Consider the following 23910-nt stretch of genomic DNA (forward strand, 5'->3'; position numbering starts at 1 on the left):
TTGAAAATTTATTTTAGGCAGGGAGGCATATACCTTTTTTTTCTTGTGCTTCTAACAGTCGGGGTCCCAGGGCTGTCGGTTGTTGATCAGTTTGCGCGCGCGGGCGAGGTGGCTGATTCGGAAGCCTCTGTGCAAGTGGCGCTGAGGGTTTTCTTAAACCTATTTTGCTTATCAGTGTTTTCGATATTTTTCATAGTAGGTAAGATTAGATTAAAGAAAAAAGTATGCGCCTTTGCGCTGCCGTATATACTCCTCTTTGCCTATTATTTTTTTTCCTCTTTTTTTCTGTTTTCGGGTGCGGACAAATTAGTGCCACTTTATAGGGCGTTCGAGTGGCTACTGTTTATGCTTATAGCACTGTTGTGGCTTTCTTCATTGGAAGAGGCTAGGTTTGATTCTTTCCACAGAAATTACCTAAAGCCGGCGCTGCTATTGCCTTTGTCTATCGTTTTGCTCGCGGTCATCCCACTCCCGGAGCTCGCCTACGGTATGACCCATGGAAACATTCGTTTAGGAGGCTTTTTATTTCATCCGAATAGGCTCGGTGTGATAGCTGCTTGCGCATTTTTATATTCGTACTTGCTGCTGCCGAATGGCTGGAAAAAGGCAGCCTCTATGATTTGTACATTGTTGGTTTTGTTGTTCACCTACTCTAGGGGCGCAATCATAATCTTCTCTCTAACCATTCCATTGGTCATCTTACTTGTCGGTGGAAGATATCAAAGAATAATTGGGTTGATCGTGATGCTCACTGGGATTGTCGTACTAGTAATTTACAGTGACGAAATTGTTAGTCTTATGTCCCGGGGGCAGGGTGTATCGAATGTCACATCTGGGTCCGGCCGTTCGGAAATATGGAAGGCATCTTTCGATCTGATAAAAGAATCACCTATTTTGGGTTATGGGTTTATCAATGGCTCTAAGTTCGCACTTCCGGATGCGGTTTCGTGGACTGCGGGCTTCGAATTTCCAGCGGCTCATGCCCACAACGACCTCTTACAATCACTTTTGAATGGAGGAGTTATCGCGCTCGTAGTAACGCTCTTTATCTATGGGTCCCTCGGTTTTTCATTGGTGAAGGCTCGGCATTTACTTTCTCGAAGAGAGCATGTGTTCGTTGTTGCTCTAGTCATTCAGTTGCTATTTTCCGGTCTTACAGAGTTAAGCCTACAGGGCGTATTGGTATTTCCCGGTGCAGTATTGTTTGTTATCCATATGTATTTGTTGACTTATATTAACTCTAAGAAATCAAGAAGTTTAAATGCGTAACACTACTGTTCTATTGACCTTTGCGGTTTTTCTCATAACCAACTCTCATCTTGACACCTTGTATCCGGTGCCACAACTTGGTACGGGTGGGGCAATTGGGAATGTAATATTCTTTTTTTTGTCGGGATATGGTTTGGCAATTAGCTGGGGCGTTCGTGGGGGGGAGACTTTTGCTCCTTGGATTCTTCGTAGAATAGTTCGAGTCTATCCTTCTGTGCTGGTTGTCAATATATTGTTTCTATTGGTTGTTCCTCGATTGGAAGTTGATGCTAGTATCGAGTCGATATTTTCGGTTTTTGTTTGGCCAACTCAGTTTTGGTTTATATCTGCTATCATAGTTTTCTATTTTGTTATATATGCGGTCTTGCAAGGCAATTATCTGCGTTATGCACCATTTATAATCCTTTTGTTATGGATTCCATATCTCGTCATTTACTCGGGTCTTGAATTAGATCGCTTTTCTATCGAAGATGCCGGGTATTTCAAGTGGATTCATTATTTTCAGATAATGCTTTTTGGTGCATATTTTAGCGAACGGTCTTATACGAAAAGATTTTCCCTGGTGGGGGCGGCGCTTGGGGTCGTTACATGTATTTTCTTTTATTATGGCTTGAAGGTTTGGATGATTAAGTATGATGTATTTTACATTCAATTTTTGACTCATATTATACTCTATCCGTTCTTAATTTTCGCTTATTTTTTATTTACAGCTGATGGTTTTCTCAAGCTGTTTTCACGGCCGTTGTTTGCTGTGCCGGTTGCGTTTGTTTCTAGTCATGCGCTAGAAATATATTTGCTCCAATATTTTATTTACTCAGATCCAATTGTGTCGCAACACCCGTTCCCTCTCAACGTTTTTTATTTTATTTCAATTCTTGTCGCCTCCTCATACGTGGTTAGACGCAGCGCAGCTTGTCTCGTGAAGTTATTGGAAAGCCGCTTTGGAAATTTATGGAGGCATGCTTGAACGTTGGCTTAATTCATAACCGCTATCAGATTCGTGGTGGTGAGGATATTGTGGTCGAAAACGAAATGGCTTTGCTAAGAGACTATTCAAATTTGGTTAGAACCTATTTGGTCGATAGTTGTGAGCTAAAGGGTTTTGTTGGGGCTCTTCGCGCAGCGGTTTCAATGTGTTACTCATTTAGAGGGAGAAGAATTGTAAGGGAATGGTTGCGATCAAGTTCATTGGATCTAGTACATGTTCACAATACGTTTCCTTTGATATCACCCTCCGTCTTCGACGCACTGCAAGCTGAGGAAGTTCCTTTTGTATACACGCTACATAACTTTCGAACCATATGCCCTACGTCATTACTCATGTTGGAGGGAAAGGCTTGCGAGCGGAGTATAAGAGAATCTGCATTTTGGGCAGTGCCGAAGAAAGTTTATCGTAATTCTTTGTTAGGTACCGCACTGGTTGCCTGCCTCGTTGAGTTGCATAAACAAAGGGGAACGTGGTTGTTTGAAGGGGGTCGGTTTATTTGTCTGACGGAATTCGCGAAGGGGAAATTCGTTGAAGCGGGTTTTCCCTGTGAGCGCATTTCTGTCAAGCCAAATTTTTCTATTGATTATGGCTTTGATCCGTCTGAAAGGCGCGAAAATTCGGCTCTGTTTGTGGGACGGCTTAGTCCCGAAAAGGGGTTCAATGTTGCTTTGAAAGCATGGGGGCACATCGATTTTCCTCTCAAAGTCGTGGGGCCCGGTTCGGTTCCTGCAGATATTCCATCTAGCGTAGAGTTGCTAGGTGAGAAGAGTCATCCCGAGGTTATCGAGATGATAAAGAACTGTGCCTTTGTGGTTGTGCCATCCCTTTGCTATGAGGGTTTTCCGATGGCCATTGTAGAGGCGTTTTCGTGCGGCGTTCCGGTCCTGTGCAGTAGGTTGGGATCCATGGCTGAAGTTGTTGATGATGGGGTTACTGGTCTCCACTTTGAGGCTGGAGATCCAATTGACTTGGCAGAAAAAGTGCAATGGATGTTGGATAACCCGAATGAAAGGCGGTCGATGGGTGAGAACGCAAGGAAAGAATACCTTGAAAAGTATACACCTGAAAAGAATTATGAAATGTTAATGGATATATATCAGGCAGCAATCGAAGAGTCGGGAAAGCGTTAATGGGAAAATTGTGTTCAGTAGTCTCAATGGATGTCCGCGTGACCTGTATGAATAGGTCATTTCGAAAGATTTCTGAGCTAGCCTTTGCTGGAAGGGGCGCGTATGTCTGTGTGTCAAATGTACACATGTGTATGGAAGCATATGATTCCAGCGATTTTCGGACCATTGTAAATGAGGCTGATTGGGTGATCCCAGACGGCAGGCCGTTATCTTGGGCGCAAAGACGGCTTGGACATTCGGATGCCGAGCAGGTTCGTGGACAAGACATCATGAATGCGCTCTGTGAGTCATCTGGCCGCCAAGGTTGGAATATTGGTCTCTACGGGGGAAGTTCCGACAAGGTGTTAACTCAAGTAGTTAAGCAGTTACGCGAGACTTATCCTGATATCTCCATTACCTTTGCGTGGTCACCACCATTTCGGGAGTTGTCAGAAGTGGAGGACGAAGTTCTTGTTAGTCGAATTAACCTGGCGCAAGTGAATGTTTTGTTTGTTGGTATTGGTTGCCCTAAACAGGAGCGGTGGATGGCGAAGCATAAAGATCGTCTCAATTGCGTAATGTTGGGTGTGGGTGCGGCGTTCGACTTCGTTGCTGGAAGCAAACGGCATGCCCCTAGATGGGTGCAAAAGTTGGGTTTGGAATGGTTGTTTCGACTTTGCTCAGAGCCGAAGCGCCTTTGGAAACGCTATTTAAAGCAAAACCCTCGATTTATTTATCATTTTTGCCGTCAGTGGCTTTTTAACAAATCTTACAATTAATTAGTTGAAGTACTATGTCTAGTTCGTATAAAGAAAACAAAGTCGCATTAATCACTGGTATCACTGGGCAGGATGGATCCTACTTGGCTGAATTCCTGCTGGACAAAGGCTACGAAGTCCATGGGATCAAGCGCCGGGCTTCGTCCTTTAATACGGATCGTATTGACCATATTTACCAAGATCCGCATGAAGATAACCCTCATCTTAAACTTCATTATGGTGACTTGACAGATACGTCCAATCTCACGCGTATTTTGCAGGAGGTGCAGCCGGATGAGGTCTACAACCTCGGTGCACAGAGTCATGTGGCAGTGTCTTTTGAGGCGCCGGAGTACACGGCAGATGTCGATGCGATGGGCACTTTGCGTCTACTCGAGGCAATTCGTTTCCTGGGGCTGGAGAAGAAGACTCGCTTTTACCAAGCGTCTACGTCTGAACTTTATGGTTTGGTACAGGAGACTCCCCAGAAGGAAACTACGCCTTTCCATCCACGTTCGCCCTACGCAGTGGCAAAGATGTATGCTTACTGGATTACGGTGAATTACCGTGAGTCTTACGGGATTTACGCCTGTAACGGCATCCTGTTCAACCATGAGTCCCCCCGCCGTGGCGAAACTTTCGTAACTCGTAAGATCACCCGTGGTCTGGCAAACATTGCCCAGGGCCTGGAGAAATGCCTGTATATGGGGAACATGGATGCGCTACGCGACTGGGGCCATGCCAAGGACTACGTCCGCATGCAGTGGATGATGCTGCAGCAGGAGCAGCCAGAGGACTTCGTTATTGCCACTGGTAAGCAAATTTCTGTGCGGGAATTTATTCGCTTGAGCGCCGCTGAGCTAGGCGTCAAACTTGCATTCACTGGCAAAGGCGAAAATGAGGTCGCTACCGTTGTGGCGGTCGACGGCGACAAGGCTCCAGCTGTTGATGTTGGTGATGTCATCGTCAAAGTTGATCCGCGTTACTTCCGCCCTGCCGAAGTTGAGACTCTGCTGGGTGACCCCTCCAAGGCCAAGGAGAAGCTGGGTTGGGAGCCGGAGATCACCGTCGAGGAAATGTGTGCGGAGATGGTTGCGCATGACCTGGATCAGGCTAAGCGGCATGCTCTGCTGAAAGAGCACGGTTTTGATATCAGTGTGGCGATGGAATAAGAGAGACTGTCTAGGTCTTGTGGAGCTGGATCCCGGATCAAGTCCGGGATGACGGTTAGGTATTTTTGAGTTCTAGATTGAGTTTCTTTTATGGCTGATAAGAAGAGAGTTTTTGTCGCCGGGCACCACGGGATGGTGGGTTCGGCGATTGTGCGCCAGTTGCAGAATGATCCTTCCATCGAGCTGGTGCTGTGCGCGCGCGCCGAGCTGGATCTGGTGAACCAGCAGGCGGTTGGGGAGTTTTTTGCCCGCGAGGCGATAGATCAGGTGTATCTGGCGGCGGCGAAGGTTGGGGGCATTGTGGCCAACAATACCTACCCGGCGGATTTCATTTATGAAAACCTGATGATCGAGGCCAATATCATCCACGCCGCGCACAGCGCCGGTGTGCAGCAGCTGCTGTTCCTCGGTTCCTCCTGTATTTACCCGAAGTTTGCTGAGCAGCCAATGGCCGAAGGTGCACTGTTGACCGGTGTGCTGGAGCCTACCAATGAGCCCTACGCTATTGCCAAGATTGCCGGCATTAAGCTATGCGAATCCTACAACCGCCAGTACGGTCGGGATTACCGTAGTGTGATGCCAACCAACTTATATGGTGAGAACGATAATTTCCACCCGGAAAACTCCCATGTGATTCCGGCGCTGATGCGTCGCTTCCATGAGGCCAAGCTGGCCGGGGATGCCGAGGTTGTGGTCTGGGGCAGTGGCAATCCGATGCGGGAGTTCCTGCATGTGGATGATATGGCTGCAGCCAGTGTGCATGTGATGAACCTGTCTGGTGAGGTTTATCAGTCCTGTACTGAGCCGATGTTGTCTCACATCAATGTGGGGACAGGTGAGGACTGTACGATTCGTGAACTGGCGGAGACCATGGCGCGGGTCGTTGGTTTTGAGGGTGAGATTGTCTTTGATTCCTCAAAACCAGACGGGACACCCCGTAAGCTGATGGATGTTAGCCGGCTGGCGGACCTCGGTTGGCGATACTCCATTTCCCTGGAGCAGGGGCTCAAGTCCACTTATGCGTGGTTCCTGGAAAATCAGGACAGTTTCAGGGGTTAGGCACTGTCGATGAAGCTACCTGAAGAAACTTTCAAGACAGTGGTGTCTTCGACACCGCTGGTCTCAATTGATCTTGTGGTGAGTAACTCTGCAGGAGACATTTTGCTGGGTGAGCGGCTGAACCGTCCTGCGCAGGGGTACTGGTTTGTGCCTGGTGGGAGGATCGTTAAGGATGAGTCGATGGCGGAGGCCTTTGAACGCCTGACTGAGGAAGAGTTAGGCGTTCGAGTTCCTTTGGCTGAAGCTGAGTTTCTTGGGCCATACGAGCATTTCTATAGTGACAATTTCTCTGCTAAGGAGTTTTCCACCCATTATGTGGTGCTTGGGTACCAGTTGGAGCTGGATATTCCGTTGGAAGAGTTGCCCAAGCAGCAGCATGGTCGGTACCGGTGGTGGTCCAGGGACCAGATGTTGGCTGATCCGGCGGTGCATGTGCATTCCAAGTGGTATCTGGATAGAGCTGCGCAGCGGTAGACAATCGCTAGGTTGTCAGTTTCCTGATCAGGGGCTGTGCGTTGGCATACGCATTGCTTCTGGGTTCGTCTCTCTTCTTGTTAACACTCTGCGCTTGTAGATGTTGTCGTTTGGTGTCCGCGGCTTGTGGGTTGTGGACCCCGGCCTGCGCCGGGGTGACGACAGGGGTCGGGGTGATGACTGAGGTGCGAGGAGATGACAGAGGCGTGGGGTGACGACAGGGGTGCGGGGTGACGACAGAGGTGCGGGGTGACGGCATGGATGGAGGCTGGCGCTGTGGTTGTTTTGCTTGTGGGTAGGCTACTACCAGCGTTTAGATAGTTTCGGCTGTGTCATTAGTAGGGCACAGTAAGCCTCCTCTTTTGGAGGGTGATGATGTGGGCTCCATGGCTGGGGCCGTGTAATGGCTTGTTATCGATATAGCCCAAAAGGGCTATGTCTTGAGGTTGGGTGGCGTGATTAAAATTATTGCTCGCGGCTTGTTTGTACTTTTATTGGCCGTGGCGCTTTTTGCCGGGCTGAAGTCTACGCCGGTACCACAGGTGGTCTCTCACTTTGACCTGATGCTGCACTTTGGGGCCTTTGCGGCCCTGGGGGCGCTGTGGATTTTGGGCTTTGCCCGCCCGCTGCTCGGTATGGGGTTGCTGGTCGCGGTTGGAATGGGCATCGAGGTGTGGCAGGGGTCTATGCTGCCGGGCCGGACCATGGATGGTATGGATATGCTGGCGAACGGCCTTGGTGTTCTTTTGGGCTGGATGGCGGGCTTGCTGGTCAGCAATTTTGTCCTGTCGCCTGCCGACAAAAATGTCGTGATTGGGTAAGTATTCAGCAAAATTAGAAAAATATAGTGATCTATCTCTCATTTTTGTGTTGAAAGGTGTCGCGCCTGTGGCATCATTTGGGACGCAAAAAAAGAAGCCCATCAGGGCGAGCCAGGGGTCATTGAGGCGAGCCGCACCCGGGGGGCAGTACAGATTTTGATCTGTCTGCGGTGCGGCCCGGCCAACCTCCGCTGGAGGGGTGACCAGGGATACTGGCAGGGAATTATTTTCGGGGGATTTCGTGGGGCAAGGTTGGATTCGCAGCCACCAGAGTAGCCTGGCTGCTGTGTACCGTTTATTGGATGGCGCGCTGATTCTGGGCGTGCTGTTTACCTGCATTACGGCATTTGGCCATCGCATCACCACCGAGTGGATGCTGCTGGGGCTGATTGCGGCCGTGGGCTTTGCCCTGATGGCGGAGTCTGTGGACCTCTACCGCTCCTGGCGAGCGGACACTTACCTGCAGATGGTAGCCTACACAGCCTTTGCCTGGTGTGCGCTGGGGGCAGTGCTGCTGGTGCTGGGTTATTTCACCAAGACCAGTGTGGGTTACTCGCGCCTGATCGTGGGAACCTGGGGGGGCTCAACGCTGGTGCTGCTGTGTGCCTGGCGCTTCGGCATGCGCCAGCTGCTGTTCTACCTGCGCTCCCACGGTTATAACACCCGCAGCGCGGCGGTGATTGGTGTGACCGAGGCCGGCCTGCGCCTGGCCCGTAACCTGGGCAATGAGCCACAGCTGGGTATCCGCATCAAGGGCTTTTACCAGGTAGAAGGCAGTGATGCCTGCAGCCAGTCCATGCTGGAGCTGGAGCCGGTGCGGCTGTTGGGTAATGTAGAAGATGCGGTGGCCGCGGCCCGTGCTGGTGAGCTGGACCTGGTGTATATCGCCCTGCCCATGCGGGAAGAGCTGCGCATTGCCGGTATCCTGCAGCAGCTGGCAGACACCACCGCCACCGTGCACCTGCTGACGGACCTGTTTGTGAGCAACCTGCTGCACGCCCGCTGGCGCCAGGTGGGGGATTCCAGCTTGCTGAGTGTTTACGATACGCCCATCGAGGGCCTGAACAGCTGGCTGAAACGGCTTGAGGACCTGGTGCTGTCATCCGTTATTCTGGTGCTGATCTCACCGTTGATGCTGGTGCTTGCGGCGGCCATCAAGCTGACCTCACCGGGGCCGGTGATTTTCAAGCAGCACCGCTATGGCCTGGACGGGCGTGCCATCAAGGTGTGGAAGTTCCGTTCCATGACCACGCAGGACAATGGTGACAAAGTGGTGCAGGCACAGAAGGGTGATGCGCGTATAACGCCGATTGGCCGCTTCCTGCGGCGCACTTCCCTGGATGAGCTGCCGCAGTTCATCAATGTGCTGCAGGGGCGTATGTCCATCGTTGGCCCGCGCCCCCATGCGGTGGCCCATAACGAGGAGTACCGCCAGCTGGTGAGCGGTTACATGCTGCGGCACAAGGTAAAACCGGGCATTACCGGCTGGGCCCAGGTGAACGGCTGGCGCGGCGAGACGGACACGCTCGAGAAAATGAGCAAGCGGGTGGAGCATGATTTGCATTACATTCGCCACTGGTCACTGTGGCTGGACATCCGTATCGTGCTGATGACCATCTTCAAGGGCTTTACCGGGAAGAATGCTTACTGAATCCGGCGTGGGCGCACAGAGATTGAGGCCGGCCAGAAAACCGGCCATGTAAAACTGGAATTGTTGGGGCACCGCACGGCTCAGCCGGCGGTGCATAACTTGTTTTTAGGGACTGTTGGAATAATTACGATGACAAAAGCGAGACTTTCTCTGGCCATCGGCATGGCTGTATCTGTGGGGGCGACCTCTGCCGTGGCAGAGAGTGAAGCCGGCGCGATCGAGCTGGGCAAGGGCGTGCTGTTCACGCCGGTTCTGGATGTGAACCTGCTGCACGACGACAACGTCATCCATACCGACGAGAACCAGACTGACAGCTGGATGACCGAGCTGAAGCCGAGCTTCCTGCTGTCTGCCGAGAACGGTACTTCCGAATACAACCTGCGCTACACCCTGGCCCGTGGCGACTACCAGGACAGCGATGCGGACAACTACACCGACCACGCGCTGGAAGCAGACGCCAGCTGGGAAATGAACGACCGCAACCGCTTCAGCCTGGCTGCCAGCTACCTGGACCTGCATGAGGCCCGCGGCACCGGTTACTCCCAGGGCTTCGGCCTGCTGCTGGCGGAGCCGGACCGTTTCTCCGAGACCGATGTGAACGGTACCTACCGCTTCGGTGCCGAGAGCGCCCGTGGCAACCTGGAGCTGGAACTAGGCACCAGCGCCCGTGACTATGACCCGACCCAGTTCGTGGACGGCTTCGCAGCCGACGCGCTGGTCAGTGGCCGCGACTACGGTGCCAATTACGGTGCGGCTCGTTTCTTCTACAACACAGGTGGCAAGACCAAGCTGCTGGCCGAAGTGAACCACCGCCAGATCGGTTACGACGAGGTGCGGGTGGACGACACCAGCCGCGACAGCGCCGAGAACAAGATCCTGTTCGGTATGACCTGGGAAGGCACCGCCAAGACCACCGGTACCGTGAAGCTGGGTGCGCGCTCGAAGAAGTTTGACGAGCCCACCCGTGAGGACTTCGCCGCGCCGGCATGGGAAATCGGTGTGATGTGGGAGCCGAAGAGCTACAGCACCTTCGAATTCACTGCCGCCAGCCGCTTTGAAGAGGCCCGCGGTGCCGGCAACTTTGCCGATGTGGAAGTGCTGGCTGCCTCGTGGAGCCACGACTGGGCCGAGCGCCTGTCCACCGACGTGACCCTGTACAACCAGAACATGGATTACGAGGGCATTGACCGCACCGAGGATGTGAGCGGTGCGTCCGTCAAGGCGAACTATGAAATGCGCCGCTGGCTGACCTTTACCCTGGGCTATGCCACCGGCAGCCAGGACAGCACCGAGGTCGGCTATGACTACGACCGCGCTGTGACCACCTTTGGCTTCCGGGCGACTCTGTAATCCGGTTCGGGTGAGAGCCGGTTTAGCCCGCGCAGCGGTTTGGCACGATTGAGGTAACTATTGGTAACCGTTATGGGATACACAAGCACACTGGGGCGGCGCGCACTGCGCGCCGTGCGCTCCCTTTTCCCCATCCTCCCCGTTTTCTCCGTTCTCTGGCTGGCGCTGGGCGCGACGGCGGTCCTGGCCATCAGTGAGAACACATTGGAGAACAACTATCGCCTGGGCTCCGGGGACAAGATCCTCATCAACGTCTATGGCGAGGATGACCTGACGGTGGAAACCCAGCTGAGCGACAGCGGCCTGGTGAACTATCCGTTCCTCGGCGAGTTGAAGGTCAACGGCATGACGGTGGCCGAGCTGGAAGCGCGCATTCACCAGGGCCTGAAAGGGGATTACCTGGTGAACCCCAATGTGCATGTGTCCATCCTGGAGTACCGCCCCTTTTATATTCACGGTGAGGTGGAAAGACCGGGCGGTTACCCGTACCAGCCGGGCCTGACGGTGAGCAAGGCGGCGGCGCTGGCCCAGGGCTTTACCGAGCGTGCCTCGGAATCCAAGATTTTTGTGGTGCGCGGGGATGACCCCAGCCAGACACCGGTCAAAGTCAGCCTGAATACCCAACTGCGCCCCGGCGATGTGATCACCGTGGAGCAGAGCTTCTTCTGAGGTAAAACATGAACGCGCAAGACAACAACATGCAGCAGGAGCGCTTACTTCAGGAGGAAGTGATAGACCTGCGCCAGTACTGGCGCATTGTGGACCGGTTCAAGTGGCGTATTGCCGCGCTGGCAGTGGCCGTGGCCATGCTGACGGCGATGGTGGTGTTCTCCATGACACCCCGCTACCAGGCCACCGCCACCCTGATGATCGAGGCTGAGCAGCCCAAGGCGCTCTCCATCGAGGAAGTGTACGGACTGGATTCCAGCCGCAAGGAATACTTCCTGACCCAGTTCGAGATTTTAAAATCGCGCACCATTGCCGAGCAGGTGGTGGCACGGCTGAACCTGACCGAGCACCCGCTGTTCGACCCGGACCAGAAAGAGCCTTCTTTTAAAGAGAAGGTGAAGGGCTGGCTGCCGTTCCTGGCTTCCAATGAGATCGTGAGCGAAGAGGAAGCACGCCAGCGTAAGCTGGAGAGCGTGACCGATGCGGTGAGTGCAAACCTGACCATTTCCCCGGTGCGTAACACCCAGCTGGTAAAGATCACGTTTGAATCTGAATCCCCCCAGCTGGCCGCCGAAATTGCCAATACCGTGGCGGCGGTCTTTATCGACAGCCACCTGGAAGCAAAGCTGGACATGACCCAGCAGGCCACCTCCTGGCTGAACGACCGCCTGGAAGACCTGCGGGTGAAGCTGGAAACGTCCGAAGCGCAACTGCAGGCGTTCCAGGAGTCCCAGGGCCTGGTGGATGTGGCCGGCGTACAGGGCCTGGCGGCGCAGGAACTGAATGAGATCACCACCCAGCTGATTGATGCCCGCAGGGACCTGAAGCAGGCGGAGAGCATCCACGCGCTGGTTCAGAGCCGCGGTACGGATATCGATGCACTGGCGAGCCTGCCGGAAGTGCTCAACCACTCTGTGATTGCCAACATCAAGCAGGCTGAGACCGAGGCTTCGCGCAAGGTGTCCGAGCTGGCGCGCCGCTACGGGCCCAAGCACCCGAAAATGATCGCCGCCCGCGACGAGCTCGAATCCGTACAGGACAAGCTGCGCAGCGAAGTGCGCCAGCTGATCAGCGGTATCCAGAACGATTACCAGACCGCGCAGGCCGACGTACGTGCACTGGAGCGTGAGCTGGCGCAGGCGAAAGGCGAGTACCAGCAGATCTCCCGCAAGGAGACCCGCTACAACGAGCTGAAGCGGGAAGTGGAAGTGAACCGCCAGCTGTATAACGCCTTCCTGACCCGCTTCAAGGAGACCAGCGAGACCTCCGGTTTCGAGGCCGCCAACGCGCGCCTGATGGACCCGGCGGTATCCCCGCGTGAACCGGCCAAGCCGAAGAAGAAGCTGATTGTGGCCCTGGCACTGGTGGTGAGCGCCATGTTCGGCGTGATGCTGGCCTTCCTGATCGAGGCGCTGAACGACGGCATCCGCAACCCGGACGACGTGGAAAACAAACTGCGCCAGCGCATGATCGGCATGTTGCCCTGGGTGAAGCACGACAAGGACGAGCGCCTGAGCCTGGCCACCTTCTTCGACAGCAGCCACCACCAGTTTGCCGAGGCGGTACGCACGCTGCGTACCAGCCTGGTGCTCTCGCACCTCGAGACCCCGGCCAAGGTGATTTCCGTCACCTCGTCCGTACCAGGTGAGGGCAAGACTACCGTGGCGGAAAACCTGGGCTTTGCCCTGGCGCAGATGGAAAAGGTGCTGCTGATCGACGCCGATATGCGCCGTCCTTCAGTCGGCAAGGACTTTGGCCTGCCGGTGTACCACCCGGGCCTGTCCAACCTGATCGCCGGCAGCAGTACCCTGGGCGAGTGTATCCACCACGACGAGAAGAGCGGCCTGGATGTGATGCCCGCCGGTGCGGTACCGCCGAATCCGCAGGAGATGCTGTCTTCCCCGCGCTTCACCAAGGCGCTGCAGGTGCTGATGGACAAGTACGACCGCGTGATCCTCGATACCGCGCCCGCGCAGGTAGTGAGCGATGCGCTGATCGTGTCCCGCGTGGCGGATTCCATGCTGTATGTGGTGAAAGCCGACAGCACCCGTCAGAAGATGGTCACCAACGGTATCGGCCGCCTGCTGCAAGTAGGTGCGAAGGTGGACGGCGTGGTACTGAACCAGCTGGATACTTCCAACAAGGCCACTTACTACGGTGACTACTACGGCTACGACGGCGAGTACGGCAGTTACAGTGCCACCGCAAAGCCGCAGGTTGCCAAGCCCACCGCCAAGGCCAGTGAGAAAGATCTGGAAGTGGCATGATCGACCTGCACTGCCACCTGCTGCCGGGCATCGATGACGGTGCCCGGGATCTTGAGCAGGCGCTGCAACTGGCCCGCATGGCAGTGGATGACGGCATCACCCACTGCGTGGCCACCCCTCATATCCACCCCGGCCGCTGGGACAACACCCTCGCCAGCATCAGCGACACTTTCGCGGCTTTTAAAGCAAAGCTGGCGGAAGAGGGCATTCCCCTGCAGCTGGGGATGGCGGCGGAGATCCGCCTTTCCGATGAGATCCTCTCCATGGTGGCCAGTGGTCAGGTGCCTTTCCTCGGCAAGTGGGAAGGTGACCGCGTGTTGCTGTTGGAACTCCCCCACAGCCATATTCCGCCCGGTACTGAGCAGCTGATCCGCTGGCTGCTGAAGCAGAACATCCGCCCGATGATCGCCCACCCGGAGCGCAACAAAGACATTCTGCGGGACTTCAACAAGGTGCTGCCGCTGGCGCGGCTGGGCTGCCTGTTCCAGGTGACAGCCGGTGCAGTGGCCGGGGACTTTGGTGAGGGGCCGGAGCAGCGCGCGGCGGAATTGCTGAAAGAAGATCTGGTCACCATTCTGGCCACCGACGCCCACCACGAAGTCCGCCGCCCGCCGGTGCTGGACAAGGGCCGCCGTGCTGCCGAATCGATAGTGGGTGAATCCCGCGCGTGGGACCTGGTGCGCCATAACCCTAGTCGTATAGCCGCCGGGCATTTTGTGCTTGCCGGTGTGGAGACGCGCGATGCCAGCTGAACGCAAACGCCGCCGGCGCACGCCCTGGTATAAGAAGTGGTACCGGGATGTGAGCAGGCCCCGCCTGTTCGTCACCGGTGTATTGCTGCTGGTGCTGATCGGTCTCGCCTGGCGCGCCGGGTCCTGGGGTATGGCGCACCTGCAGGTGGTGGCCGTGGAGAATACCCTCAAGCGCTGGGGCGAGAACGGCAAGGTTTCTTCCGAGCCGGATCTCGAAATGGCCTTCGCCGCCATCGGCCGCGCCATTGCCCTGCACGAAGACAACCCCTACCAGCTCTCCCTTAAAGCCCGTTTACTGGAATGGCGTGCCTATGGCTTGCAGGAAGGCGAGGGCAGGACCGCCGATTACCGCGCTGCACTCGCCCTGTACAAAGAAGCCGCCGCCCTGCGCCCGCTGTGGCCGGATACCTGGGCCGAGATGATCAATGTAAAGCTCAATTTGGGCGAGCTGGACGAGGAGCTGCAGACATTGATGGAACGGGCCGACGAGATGGGGCCCTATATTCCCGCAGTGCACTCGGCCATCGTGCGCGCAGAGTACGCCCTCAAGCAGCAATACCCCTTCGAACAGCGCCCGCTACTGGAGCGCCACCTGTTACGCGGCCTCAACGACCACCGCAGCCGGCCGGAAATCCAGCGGCTGGTAGAGCAGTACGCCCAGGAAGTCTCCGCCTGCCGCACCCTCGCCCTGGCGCCCGAGCCCAAGCCGGTCTTGAAGGTTTGTCGGGATAGCTGATCGTCATTTAGCCCCCAGCATTCGCTCACTCCATACGAGGCCCCACGTCTCTCCCTCCGCTCCACTGGATCCCGGCCTGCGCCGGGATGACGATGGTGGGAGTTGAGGACTTGTGTGGCTGGATATTCCCCTTATCGTCATACCGGCGCAGGCCGGTATCCAGGGGTGTGGGTCGCTCTTTAGTCGGGCTGGCCCTTCTGTCCTTAGACCGCCCCTTCTGTCGTCATACCGGCGAAGGCCGGTATCCAGGGTTGTGGTCTAGTCAGCGTGCTGGTGGTGCAATACGCCCGGAAAGTCTCCGCCTGCCGCACCCTCGCCCTGGCGCCCGAGCCGAAACCTTCGTTCGCGGTTTGTCGGGGTAGCTGATCGTCAGTTAGTCCCCAGCATTCGCTCACTCCGTACGAGGCCCCGCGTCTCTCACTCCGCTCCACTGGATCCCGGCCTGCGCCGGGATGACGATGGTGGGAGTTGAGGACTTGTGTGGCTGGATATTCCCCTTATCGTCATACCGGCGCAGGCCGGTATCCAGTGTTGGAATTCAGGCGGTGCCTCGTGGTTCTCTAATCTCCATGACCTAAGAAGTAGGTCATATAACCTCCAAAGTAGGTCTAAAGGCGCTAGAGATTCTTCCAGGCCCAGAGGGTACGGAACAGGTCAGGGGTGCTTTGCGGTAGCGTCGCTCAGTGGCTGGTGGACCCGGATCGTGTTTGGATGACGACGGTGGTGGCTGGCGCGTGCTGTGGCCGGGGGATACCTCCTGTCGTCATACCGGCGCAGGCCGGTATCCAGAGTCCTCGGAGCCAACGGGCTGCAGCGTGGCCTGAACATGACGCATTGCTCATCTCAGGCAGCGGAATAACCTCAGAACCAAAACCACATTGGGCCGGTCTGGCAGTTTTGGCATAATTAGCCTCCGACGCGAGAGCAAAAAATAACCACAGGGACGGCCGGACCGGCATTCGCGCTTTATGACCATCACTCAGATTTTTGTAGCAGGGCTCTTTGCCCTGGTCATTGCCGCCCTGATTTTCAGTCGCGTGCGTCCGTCGCTGGTATTCGCTTCTGCTGCGGGTGTGTGCTTCCTTACCGGGCTGGTGCCAGTGGAGTCCGCGCTGCAAAAAGCGGTAAACCCGGGCCTGGTGACGCTGGTGGTCCTGATCCTGGTCTCCGTGGGGCTGGAAAAGGCGCGCTGGTTGCGCTCGGTCTCGGATGGCCTGATCAACGGCTCCCTGAAAACCAGCCTGCTGAAACTCACCGGTGCCACGGCGCTGAGTTCTGCCTTCCTCAACAATACCGCCGTGGTTGCCGCCCTGGCCTCCAGCGTACGGGCACAGCGCCGCTACCCGGCGGCCAAGCTGCTTATGCCGCTGTCCTATGCCGCCATCCTCGGCGGCACCATGACGTTGATCGGCACTTCCACCAACCTGATCGTGAACAGCTTCGTACTGGACCGGGGCATGCCGGGGCTGGACTTCTTTGCCTTCCTGCCCATCGGCGCTGCCATCGCGCTCGTTGGTCTGGTGGTGCTGTTTGTGAGCAACCGCTTACTGCCGGAGAAGGCGGTTGCCGACGAGCCGCTGACCGAGTACCTGCTGGAAGCGGAGGTGGTGGCGGACTCGCCGCTGGATGGCAAGACGGTGGAGGAGAACCAGCTGCGCCAGCTGGAGACCCTGTACCTGATTGAGATCGTGCGCCGGGGGCAGGTGATCAGCCCGGTGTCCCCGAGCGAAGTTCTGAGAAGCGGTGACAAGCTGATTTTCAGTGGCGATGTGCGGGACCTGGGGCGGCTGCAGGACATCGAGGGCCTGCGCCTGTTCGCGCTGGAAGACGAAGCGCTGAACATGGACCTGACCGAGGTGGTGATTACTCCCACCTCCAGCCTCATCGGCCAGAGCCTGAAAAGCGCCAAGTTCCGTACCCGCTTCGATGCGGCGGTGGTGGCCATGCGCCGGGGAGGTGACCGGCTCTCTGGCAAGCTCGGTGAAATCGAGCTGCAGGCGGGGGATGCCCTGTTGCTGGCCGAGGGGCCGGACTTCAAGCATCACCTGAACATCAGCAAGAACTTCTACGTGATCAGTGGCAGTGAGGTACAGCGCCAGTTGCCGCGGCGGGATAACTGGCTGCTGGGGCTCGGCTTTGCCGGTGTCATTGCCGGCGCGGCAATGGGCTACTTCTCGCTGTTGAAGGGGCTGGTGATCCTGCTGGGCGCCATGATTGCCCTTGGCATTGTTTCCACCAGCGAATTGCAGCGGCGCTTCCCGTTCCAGATCTGGGCCATCATCGCCAGTGCACTGGTGCTGGCCGAGGCGTTTACCGGCAGCGGCCTGGCAGATGCCATGGCCAGCGGCTTCCGCCAGTCCCTGCAGGGTGCCGGGCCGTATGTGGCGCTGGTGGGGATCTTCCTGCTGACCCTGGCACTGACGGAACTGATGACAAACAACGCAGCGGCGGCGCTGGCGTTTCCGCTGGCGTGGAGCCTGGCGGAGAGTTTCGGTGTCAGCTGGATGCCGTTCGTGATGGCGGTGGCCTATGGTGCCAGCGCCAGTTTCCTCACGCCGTTCGGCTACCAGACCAACCTGATGGTGCAGAACCTGGGGGGGTACCATTTGCGTGATTTTGTGCGCGCGGGGTTACCGCTGACGATTTCCTACGCCATCACGGTGCTGTTGCTGTTGCCGGTGGTGTTTCCTTTCTAGTTTGGCTTCTCAGGCCCACCGCTGGCGTCATGCCGGCGCAGGCCGGTATTCAGTCTGTCGTTTGAATCGGGCTGTTGCTGGACGTCACGTTCAGTGGCTTGTGGACCCCGGCCTGCGCCGGGGTGACGAGGGTGGGTATTACAACGCACAGTAGCCGGCTACCCCTCTTTCGTCATGCCGGCGCAGGCCGGCATCCAGTCCTGCGCTTTATGCGAAGTAATGCAGGTGTTCACACTCAGTGGTATGTGGACCCCGGATCGAGTCCGGGGTGACGACAGTGGGTGTCGGCGCGTGCTGTGGTCGGTTACACCTCTGTCGTCATGCCGGCGCAGGCCGGCATCCAGTTTGTGGTTTGAATCGGCCTGTTGTGGTGCGTCGTGTTCCGTGGTTCCTGGACCCCGGCCTGCGCCGGGGTGACGACGGTGGGGGTTGGCGTGTGTCTGCGCGTACTGTGGTTGGTTACCCTTCTGTCGTCATGCCGGCGTAGGCCGGCATCCAGTCTGTCATTTGAATAGGCTTGCTGTAGTTCGTCGCGCTCAGTAGTTTGTGGACCCCGGCCTGCGCCGGGGTGACGGCGGTGGGTGTCGAGGTGCGCTGGGGTTGGTTATCCCTCTGTCGTCATGCCGGCGCAGGCCGGCATCAAGGCTGTCGTTTGAATCGGACTGTTGTAGTGCGTCGCGTTCCGTGGGTTCCTGGACCCCGGCCTACGCCGGGGTGACGCAGGTGGGGGTTGGCGTGCGCGGTGGCCACGTGCCTCTCCATCGTCATGCCGGCGCAGGCCGGCATCCAGTTCTGCGCTTTAATCGAAGTGCTGCAGGTGCTCGCCCTCAGTGGTCATTGGACCCCGGATCGAGTCCGGGGTGACGACGGTGGGGGGTTGGCGTGTGTCGGTGTGTACTGTGGTTCGTTATCCCTCTCTCGTCATGCCGGCGTAGGCCGGCATCCCGTCTGTGGTTTGAATCGGCCTGCTGTGGTGTGTCGGGCTCCGTGGTTTGTGGAGCCCGGATCAAGTCCGGGATGACGATGGTGGAGACAGCGCGCGCTGGGGTCGGTCTCCCCCTGTCGTCATACCGGCGCAGGCCGGTATCCAGTTTTATTTCCCTGCACAATTTATTGCGATTTATCGCTGAATCATCCCTTCTGGCACTCGTCACTCCCTGCCAAAGAATCATCTGACAATTCCGTCATAAAACTCTTCTTAATGCGGTCGTATGTCCCCTTTTTATAAATGAGGCATCCGTACCAACCTGACCTTGCCCGATCCGCAGGCGCGTTTCGTCGTCCGCAGCTATATAAATTCTTGTGCCGTGTGTCGCACCGCTGAAAAGGAAATCACCGGTCGGCGGCATTGCGAGTTGTGTCGGAGTTTTCGCCTGGGGTGGTGGTAATAGATGAAGGTGTTAATGGTTTTTGGTACGCGCCCGGAGGCCATCAAGATGGCGCCGCTGGTGCGGACGCTGCGGCAGGATGACCGCTTTAGTGTCAGGGTTTGTGTTACCGGCCAGCACCGGGAGATGCTGGACCAGGTGCTGGCGCTGTTTGAGATCGAGCCGGATTACGATCTGAACATCATGCAGAAGGGGCAGGACCTCTACCAGGTAACAGCCCGGGTTTTACTGGGAATGCGGGAAGTGCTGGACGACTTCCTGCCCGACAAGGTGTTCGTCCACGGCGACACCACCACCACGCTGGCGGCGTCTCTTGCCGCTTACTACCGCCAGATTCCTGTCGCCCATGTGGAAGCGGGACTGCGCACCGGCAATATCTACAGCCCCTGGCCGGAAGAGGCCAACCGCAGACTGACTGGCGCCATCGCCCAGCATCATTTCGCGCCGACGGAGTTGTCGCGCGAAAACCTGGTCAATGAATCCGTCCCCGGTGACAGTATTCAGGTCACGGGTAATACCGTGGTGGATGCCCTGCTGGAAGTGGTGGAGCGCATTGAACAGTCGGAGACCCTGAGCCGCAAGCTGGCGGACCAGTTTCCTTTCCTCGACAAAGACAAGCGACTGGTACTGGTGACAGGCCACCGCCGCGAGAGCTTCGGACAGGGCTTTGAAAACATCTGCGCCGCCATCCGTGAGATTGCCATGCGCGAGGATGTACAGGTGGTCTACCCGGTGCACCTGAATCCGCGGGTACGGGAGCCGGTGAACCGCTTGCTGTCGGACCTCGACAATGTGCACCTGATCGAACCGCTGACCTACCTCCCCTTCGTTTACCTGATGAACCAGAGCTACCTGATCCTGACCGACTCCGGCGGTATCCAGGAGGAGGCGCCGTCGCTGGGCAAGCCAGTGGTGGTGATGCGGGATACCACCGAGCGCATGGAAGCGGTGGCTGCCGGTACCGTGAAGCTGGTGGGTACCGATGTGGAAAAAATCGTGGGCGCGGTGCGCTCACTGCTGGATGACGAGAATGAATACCAGGCCATGAGCCGGGCCCACAATCCTTATGGCGATGGATTCGCCTGCGAAAAAATAGTGGAGGGAATACTCGCGGATGTCCACGAATACACAGTTTGAACGAATCTCCGTCATCGGCCTCGGTTATATCGGGTTGCCGACGGCGGCGGTGTTTGCGTCCCGGGGGGTGGAAGTTGTCGGGGTCGATATCAACCAGCGCGCGGTGGAAACCATCAACGCCGGGCGCGTGCACATCGTCGAGCCGGACCTGGACATCGTGGTGCAGGCGGCGGTCAACACCGGCAAGCTGCGCGCCACCCAGGTGCCCGAGGCCGCCGATGCCTTCCTGATTGCCGTGCCCACACCTTTCCGCCAATCGGAGCAGGGCAATTCACGGGAGCCGGATCTCTCGTATATCCACGCGGCGGCGGAAACCATTGCGCCGTTGCTGCAAAAGGGCAACCTGGTGGTGCTGGAATCCACCTCGCCGGTGGGGACGACGGAGCAGCTGTCCCGCTGGCTGCAACAGGCGCGACCGGACCTGACGTTTCCCCATGATCGCGGCGACGCCGCCGATATCCGCGTTGCCCACTGCCCCGAGCGGGTGCTGCCGGGCAAGGTATTGCAGGAGCTGGTTTCCAATGACCGCATCATCGGCGGGCTGAGCCCGGCCTGCAGTCGTGCGGCCTTGGAACTCTACAGAGTGTTTGTGAAAGGCGAGTGCGTGGTCACCAACGCGCGCACGGCCGAGATGACCAAGCTCACCGAGAACGCCTTCCGCGACGTGAATATCGCCTTTGCCAATGAGCTGTCGATGATCTGCGACCAGCTGAAAATCAATGTCTGGGACCTGATCCGCCTGGCCAACCGGCACCCGCGGGTGAACATCCTCAATCCCGGACCGGGTGTCGGCGGCCACTGCATCGCCGTGGATCCCTGGTTCATCGTCAGCAGCTGCCCGGAACAGGCGCGACTGCTGAGCCTTGCCCGCACCGTCAATGACAGCAAGCCCGGCTATGTCGTGGACAAGGTGCTGAAGGTGGCGGAGCAGTTCAAGGAGCCGATCATCGCCTGCCTCGGCCTGTCTTTTAAAGCAGATATCGACGACCTGCGCGAGAGCCCGGCCATGCGCATCGTGCAGAACCTGGCGGACCGGGGGGTAGGGGATGTGGTCGCGGTGGAACCCAACATCAAGGAGTTACCCGCCTGCCTTTCCGAACGCGGCGTACGGCTGGTGGGGCTGACGGCGGCACTGGAGAACGCCAATGTGGTGGTGGTGCTGGTGGACCACCGGGAATTCCGCAATCTGGATCCGTCACTGTTCAGTGCCAAGGCGGCCATCGACACGCGCGGAGTATTCGCCTGACCTGAAAATTCCGGACCGATAACGCCAGACAAAAAGCCCTGCAGGAAGCAAGCGATAATTTTAAGGAACGATTGCCCCCATGAAGACGCTGTTGACGTTGGACTATGAACTCTTCTTTGGCCCCCGGACCGGCACGGCGAGAGCCTGCCTGATCGATGCCACCAACCAGTTACTGGAAGTCCTGAATTCGTTCGATGCCCGCGCGGTTTTTTTTGTAGACGCCGCTTACCTGGTGCGGTTGCGCTATTACGCCCAGATTCATGAGAAGGCCGCGCAGGATTATTCGGCCGTGGTCCAGCAGCTGCGCACGCTGGAGCAGGCGGGTCACCAGATGCAGCTGCACCTGCACCCGCACTGGTATGACTCCACCTACGACGGCCAGGAGTGGCAGCTGGATACGCGCCGCTACCGGCTCGGTGACTGGAGCCGCGAGGAAACCGAGAAGATTATCGGGGAGTGTACCGCGGAACTGAACCGGCACCTGAAGCGCAAAGTGTTTGCCTTCCGCGCCGGCGGCTGGTGTGTGCAGCCCTGGCAACATATCGGCGGCTTCCTGCGCGACAACGGCATCACTGTGGACTGCACGGTATACAGTGGTGGCCTGAGCCTGCACGCGCCGCACCTGTTCGATTTTTCCAGTTCCCCCAATCTGGGCAGCTGGAAGTTTGACTCGGAGCCCTGCCGGCTGGTGCGCGATGGCGCCTTTACGGAATTGCCCATCTCTTCGGTAAGTGTGCGGCCAATGTTTTTCTGGCGCTTTGCGCTGAACCGCCTGTTCGGGGATCTTTCCCAACACCATCCGCTGGGGGATGGTTGCGCCATGCCCAACGGGCGCCGGGAGCTGCTCCGCAAGCTGACGCAGAGCAGCCATATTCCGGTCTCGGTGGATGGATACAAGTCCTCGCTGCTCTGCGATGCCTATCTTCAGGCACTGAATCACGACAAGACCCACTTCGTCGCCATGGGGCACCCCAAGGCACTGTCGAAGTTCTCCCTGGGCAACCTGCGCCAGTGGCTGACAGAAATTTATTCCCATGGAGAAAGCCTGGATGTGCTGGAGAGCCCGGTGCGCACCGAGACCCGGCAGGTGGCGGAAGCGGTCTGACAATCCCTTGATTTTTTCGCCGCGCCGCTTTCCCGGCGGCGCAGCCCCATCAAAAGCAAACCCGGGAGCCAGCCTTGGAGCGTATTGAACTGCTGCAGATGCCACTGGATGTGTCCTCCATGGAGGAGACGGTTTCCATCATTGGCGATCGCGTCGCCCAGAAACGCTTCACCCAGCATGTGGTGGTGAATGTGGCCAAGCTGGTGCACGCGCGCCACGATCCGGCACTGGCGGACTCAGTGACCGCCTGTGACCTGATCAATATTGATGGCATGGGCGTGGTCTGGGGCGCACGCTTTCTCGGCCACCATGTGGAAGAGCGGATCGCGGGCGTGGACCTGTTCCAGCAATTGCTGGCCATGAGCGCGGAGCGGGGTTTCCCGGTGTTTTTCCTCGGCGCGAAAGCGGATGTTGTCGAACGGGCGGCGGCGGTCGCGCGCCAGGAGCATCCTGGGCTGGAGATTGCCGGCTATCACCATGGCTACTTCTGGGACGATGAAGAGGCGGTGGTGGAAAAAATCCGCCAATCCGGCGCGCGCCTATTGTTTGTGGCGATCACTTCCCCCCTGAAGGAAAACTTCATCAACCGGTGGAGGCATCGGCTGGGGGTTGATTTTGTGATGGGGGTCGGCGGCACTTTCGATGTCGTGGCCGGAAAAGTCAAACGCGCACCGGAGTGGATGCAGAGGGCAGGGCTGGAGTGGTTCTACCGCGTAATCCAGGAACCCCGCCGCATGTGGAAACGCTACCTGGTCACCAATTCCGCCTTTGCCTGGCTGCTGCTGCAGGAGCGGGTGCGGTATGCGTTTGGCAGTGAGGAGTTTGGGTTTGGGGATTGATTGTTAGTCTCTACTTTCGCGTGTTTTTGTTTCCTTTCCAGTTATGATCCAGCCGCGGTGGTTGCGACAGAGCCCGGTGGTGACTGGATGCCGGCCTGCGCCGGCATGACGACTGAGGTTGTACGACCACACTTTTCCCCGAAACCCACCGTCGTCATCCCGGACTTGATCCGGACACGGAGGTGGGAACGCCGAAGTGAGCAATCGTTTTGTGATTGACCCGCAGGGCAGGCGCCTTGGCGCCGTGTCATCCAGCTCGACTCATAGCCGCTACTGGCGCCGAAAAATCATTCCCTTTCTCTCCGACACCTCACCCCACCTGACTTCCCCCTTTACCCCGGCATCGCCGCAGGGGCCGGTCTATATACAAGGTTGCACACGAGTACCAGCTACGCGGTGAGCGCGTGGCACGAATTACTGGCGG

19 protein-coding genes are annotated in these 23910 nt (G+C 57.3%); all 19 read left to right on the top strand.

Translation table 11 applies throughout. The features are described from left to right. The 19 genes from LVD12_RS08745 (at position 1) to LVD12_RS08835 (ending at position 23486) form a co-directional block, all read left to right on the top strand. Positions 1-1269 (top strand): O-antigen ligase family protein, encoded by a 1269-nt coding sequence (locus tag LVD12_RS08745; protein ID WP_237067314.1) that lies wholly within the window; start codon positions 1-3, stop codon positions 1267-1269. After that, positions 1262-2236, top strand: coding sequence for an acyltransferase family protein (locus LVD12_RS08750; protein ID WP_237067315.1), 975 nt, complete (start codon positions 1262-1264; stop codon positions 2234-2236). Before LVD12_RS08745 ends, LVD12_RS08750 begins: the two co-directional genes overlap by 8 nt. After that, entirely contained in the window at positions 2182-3387 is a 1206-nt protein-coding gene (locus LVD12_RS08755) for a glycosyltransferase family 4 protein (protein ID WP_237067316.1), read from the top strand. The genes LVD12_RS08750 and LVD12_RS08755 overlap by 55 nt, the downstream gene beginning before the upstream one ends. A 26-nt stretch (positions 3388-3413) precedes the next feature. After that, on the top strand, positions 3414-4145 hold the full coding sequence (locus LVD12_RS08760) for a WecB/TagA/CpsF family glycosyltransferase (RefSeq protein ID WP_500793317.1): 732 nt from the start codon (positions 3414-3416) through the stop codon (positions 4143-4145). A 14-nt stretch (positions 4146-4159) separates the two neighbouring features. Next, positions 4160-5296, top strand: a complete 1137-nt coding sequence (gene gmd, locus LVD12_RS08765; protein ID WP_237067318.1) for a GDP-mannose 4,6-dehydratase — start codon at positions 4160-4162, stop codon at positions 5294-5296. A gap of 90 nt (positions 5297-5386) precedes the next feature. Then, complete coding sequence (gene fcl / locus LVD12_RS08770) at positions 5387-6355, top strand: GDP-L-fucose synthase (protein ID WP_237067319.1); 969 nt, start codon at positions 5387-5389, stop codon at positions 6353-6355. A gap of 9 nt (positions 6356-6364) precedes the next feature. Then, positions 6365-6829, top strand: a complete 465-nt coding sequence (locus tag LVD12_RS08775) for a GDP-mannose mannosyl hydrolase (protein WP_237067320.1) — start codon at positions 6365-6367, stop codon at positions 6827-6829. A 455-nt stretch (positions 6830-7284) separates the two neighbouring features. Then, positions 7285-7650: a VanZ family protein gene (locus tag LVD12_RS08780; RefSeq protein WP_237067321.1), complete on the top strand. Its 366-nt coding sequence runs from the start codon at positions 7285-7287 to the stop codon at positions 7648-7650. A 241-nt stretch (positions 7651-7891) separates the two neighbouring features. Beyond that, on the top strand, positions 7892-9301 hold the full coding sequence (locus tag LVD12_RS08785) for an undecaprenyl-phosphate glucose phosphotransferase (RefSeq protein WP_237067322.1): 1410 nt from the start codon (positions 7892-7894) through the stop codon (positions 9299-9301). A gap of 129 nt (positions 9302-9430) precedes the next feature. Continuing rightward, complete coding sequence (locus LVD12_RS08790; protein WP_237067323.1) at positions 9431-10651, top strand: outer membrane beta-barrel protein; 1221 nt, start codon at positions 9431-9433, stop codon at positions 10649-10651. A gap of 72 nt (positions 10652-10723) precedes the next feature. After that, positions 10724-11320 carry a polysaccharide biosynthesis/export family protein gene (locus LVD12_RS08795; protein ID WP_237067324.1) on the top strand — a complete coding sequence of 199 codons (597 nt, stop codon included), beginning with the start codon at positions 10724-10726 and terminating at the stop codon, positions 11318-11320. Positions 11321-11328: 8 nt separating this feature from the next. Beyond that, the gene (locus LVD12_RS08800) at positions 11329-13587 is read left to right on the top strand and encodes a GumC family protein (protein WP_237067325.1); all 2259 of its coding nucleotides are present in this window, start codon (positions 11329-11331) and stop codon (positions 13585-13587) included. Continuing rightward, positions 13584-14339 carry a tyrosine-protein phosphatase gene (locus LVD12_RS08805; RefSeq protein ID WP_237067326.1) on the top strand — a complete coding sequence of 252 codons (756 nt, stop codon included), beginning with the start codon at positions 13584-13586 and terminating at the stop codon, positions 14337-14339. Before LVD12_RS08800 ends, LVD12_RS08805 begins: the two co-directional genes overlap by 4 nt. Beyond that, a complete protein-coding gene (locus LVD12_RS08810; RefSeq protein ID WP_237067327.1) occupies positions 14329-15075 on the top strand; it encodes a VpsP family polysaccharide biosynthesis protein in 747 nt (248 codons plus the stop codon). The genes LVD12_RS08805 and LVD12_RS08810 overlap by 11 nt, the downstream gene beginning before the upstream one ends. A 968-nt stretch (positions 15076-16043) precedes the next feature. After that, positions 16044-17771 carry an SLC13 family permease gene (locus tag LVD12_RS08815; protein ID WP_237067328.1) on the top strand — a complete coding sequence of 576 codons (1728 nt, stop codon included), beginning with the start codon at positions 16044-16046 and terminating at the stop codon, positions 17769-17771. 1403 nt (positions 17772-19174) lie between these two features. Beyond that, on the top strand, positions 19175-20296 hold the full coding sequence (gene wecB, locus LVD12_RS08820) for a non-hydrolyzing UDP-N-acetylglucosamine 2-epimerase (RefSeq protein WP_369413375.1): 1122 nt from the start codon (positions 19175-19177) through the stop codon (positions 20294-20296). Beyond that, positions 20274-21542: a UDP-N-acetyl-D-mannosamine dehydrogenase gene (gene wecC, locus LVD12_RS08825; protein WP_237067330.1), complete on the top strand. Its 1269-nt coding sequence runs from the start codon at positions 20274-20276 to the stop codon at positions 21540-21542. The genes wecB and wecC overlap by 23 nt, the downstream gene beginning before the upstream one ends. 79 nt (positions 21543-21621) lie before the next feature. Next, positions 21622-22647 carry a polysaccharide deacetylase family protein gene (locus tag LVD12_RS08830; protein ID WP_237067331.1) on the top strand — a complete coding sequence of 342 codons (1026 nt, stop codon included), beginning with the start codon at positions 21622-21624 and terminating at the stop codon, positions 22645-22647. 74 nt (positions 22648-22721) lie between these two features. Then, positions 22722-23486 (top strand): WecB/TagA/CpsF family glycosyltransferase, encoded by a 765-nt coding sequence (locus LVD12_RS08835; RefSeq protein WP_305080521.1) that lies wholly within the window; start codon positions 22722-22724, stop codon positions 23484-23486. Positions 23487-23910: the final 424 nt, after the last annotated feature.

The organism is Microbulbifer guangxiensis (assembly GCF_021729075.1).
In the GTDB taxonomy this organism is placed as follows: domain Bacteria; phylum Pseudomonadota; class Gammaproteobacteria; order Pseudomonadales; family Cellvibrionaceae; genus Microbulbifer; species Microbulbifer guangxiensis.

Bases quoted from the DNA above. Each gene is read 5' to 3' on its own strand.
- LVD12_RS08750 (WP_237067315.1), top strand. From the start codon at position 1,262: ATGCGTAACACTACTGTTCTATTGACCTTTGCGGTTTTTCTCATAACC.
- LVD12_RS08760 (WP_500793317.1), top strand. From the start codon at position 3,414: ATGGATGTCCGCGTGACCTGTATGAATAGGTCATTTCGAAAGATTTCT.
- gmd (WP_237067318.1), top strand. From the start codon at position 4,160: ATGTCTAGTTCGTATAAAGAAAACAAAGTCGCATTAATCACTGGTATC.
- fcl (WP_237067319.1), top strand. From the start codon at position 5,387: ATGGCTGATAAGAAGAGAGTTTTTGTCGCCGGGCACCACGGGATGGTG.
- LVD12_RS08775 (WP_237067320.1), top strand. From the start codon at position 6,365: ATGAAGCTACCTGAAGAAACTTTCAAGACAGTGGTGTCTTCGACACCG.
- LVD12_RS08790 (WP_237067323.1), top strand. From the start codon at position 9,431: ATGACAAAAGCGAGACTTTCTCTGGCCATCGGCATGGCTGTATCTGTG.
- LVD12_RS08795 (WP_237067324.1), top strand. From the start codon at position 10,724: ATGGGATACACAAGCACACTGGGGCGGCGCGCACTGCGCGCCGTGCGC.
- LVD12_RS08800 (WP_237067325.1), top strand. From the start codon at position 11,329: ATGAACGCGCAAGACAACAACATGCAGCAGGAGCGCTTACTTCAGGAG.
- LVD12_RS08805 (WP_237067326.1), top strand. From the start codon at position 13,584: ATGATCGACCTGCACTGCCACCTGCTGCCGGGCATCGATGACGGTGCC.
- LVD12_RS08810 (WP_237067327.1), top strand. From the start codon at position 14,329: ATGCCAGCTGAACGCAAACGCCGCCGGCGCACGCCCTGGTATAAGAAG.
- LVD12_RS08815 (WP_237067328.1), top strand. From the start codon at position 16,044: ATGACCATCACTCAGATTTTTGTAGCAGGGCTCTTTGCCCTGGTCATT.
- wecB (WP_369413375.1), top strand. From the start codon at position 19,175: ATGGTTTTTGGTACGCGCCCGGAGGCCATCAAGATGGCGCCGCTGGTG.
- wecC (WP_237067330.1), top strand. From the start codon at position 20,274: ATGTCCACGAATACACAGTTTGAACGAATCTCCGTCATCGGCCTCGGT.
- LVD12_RS08830 (WP_237067331.1), top strand. From the start codon at position 21,622: ATGAAGACGCTGTTGACGTTGGACTATGAACTCTTCTTTGGCCCCCGG.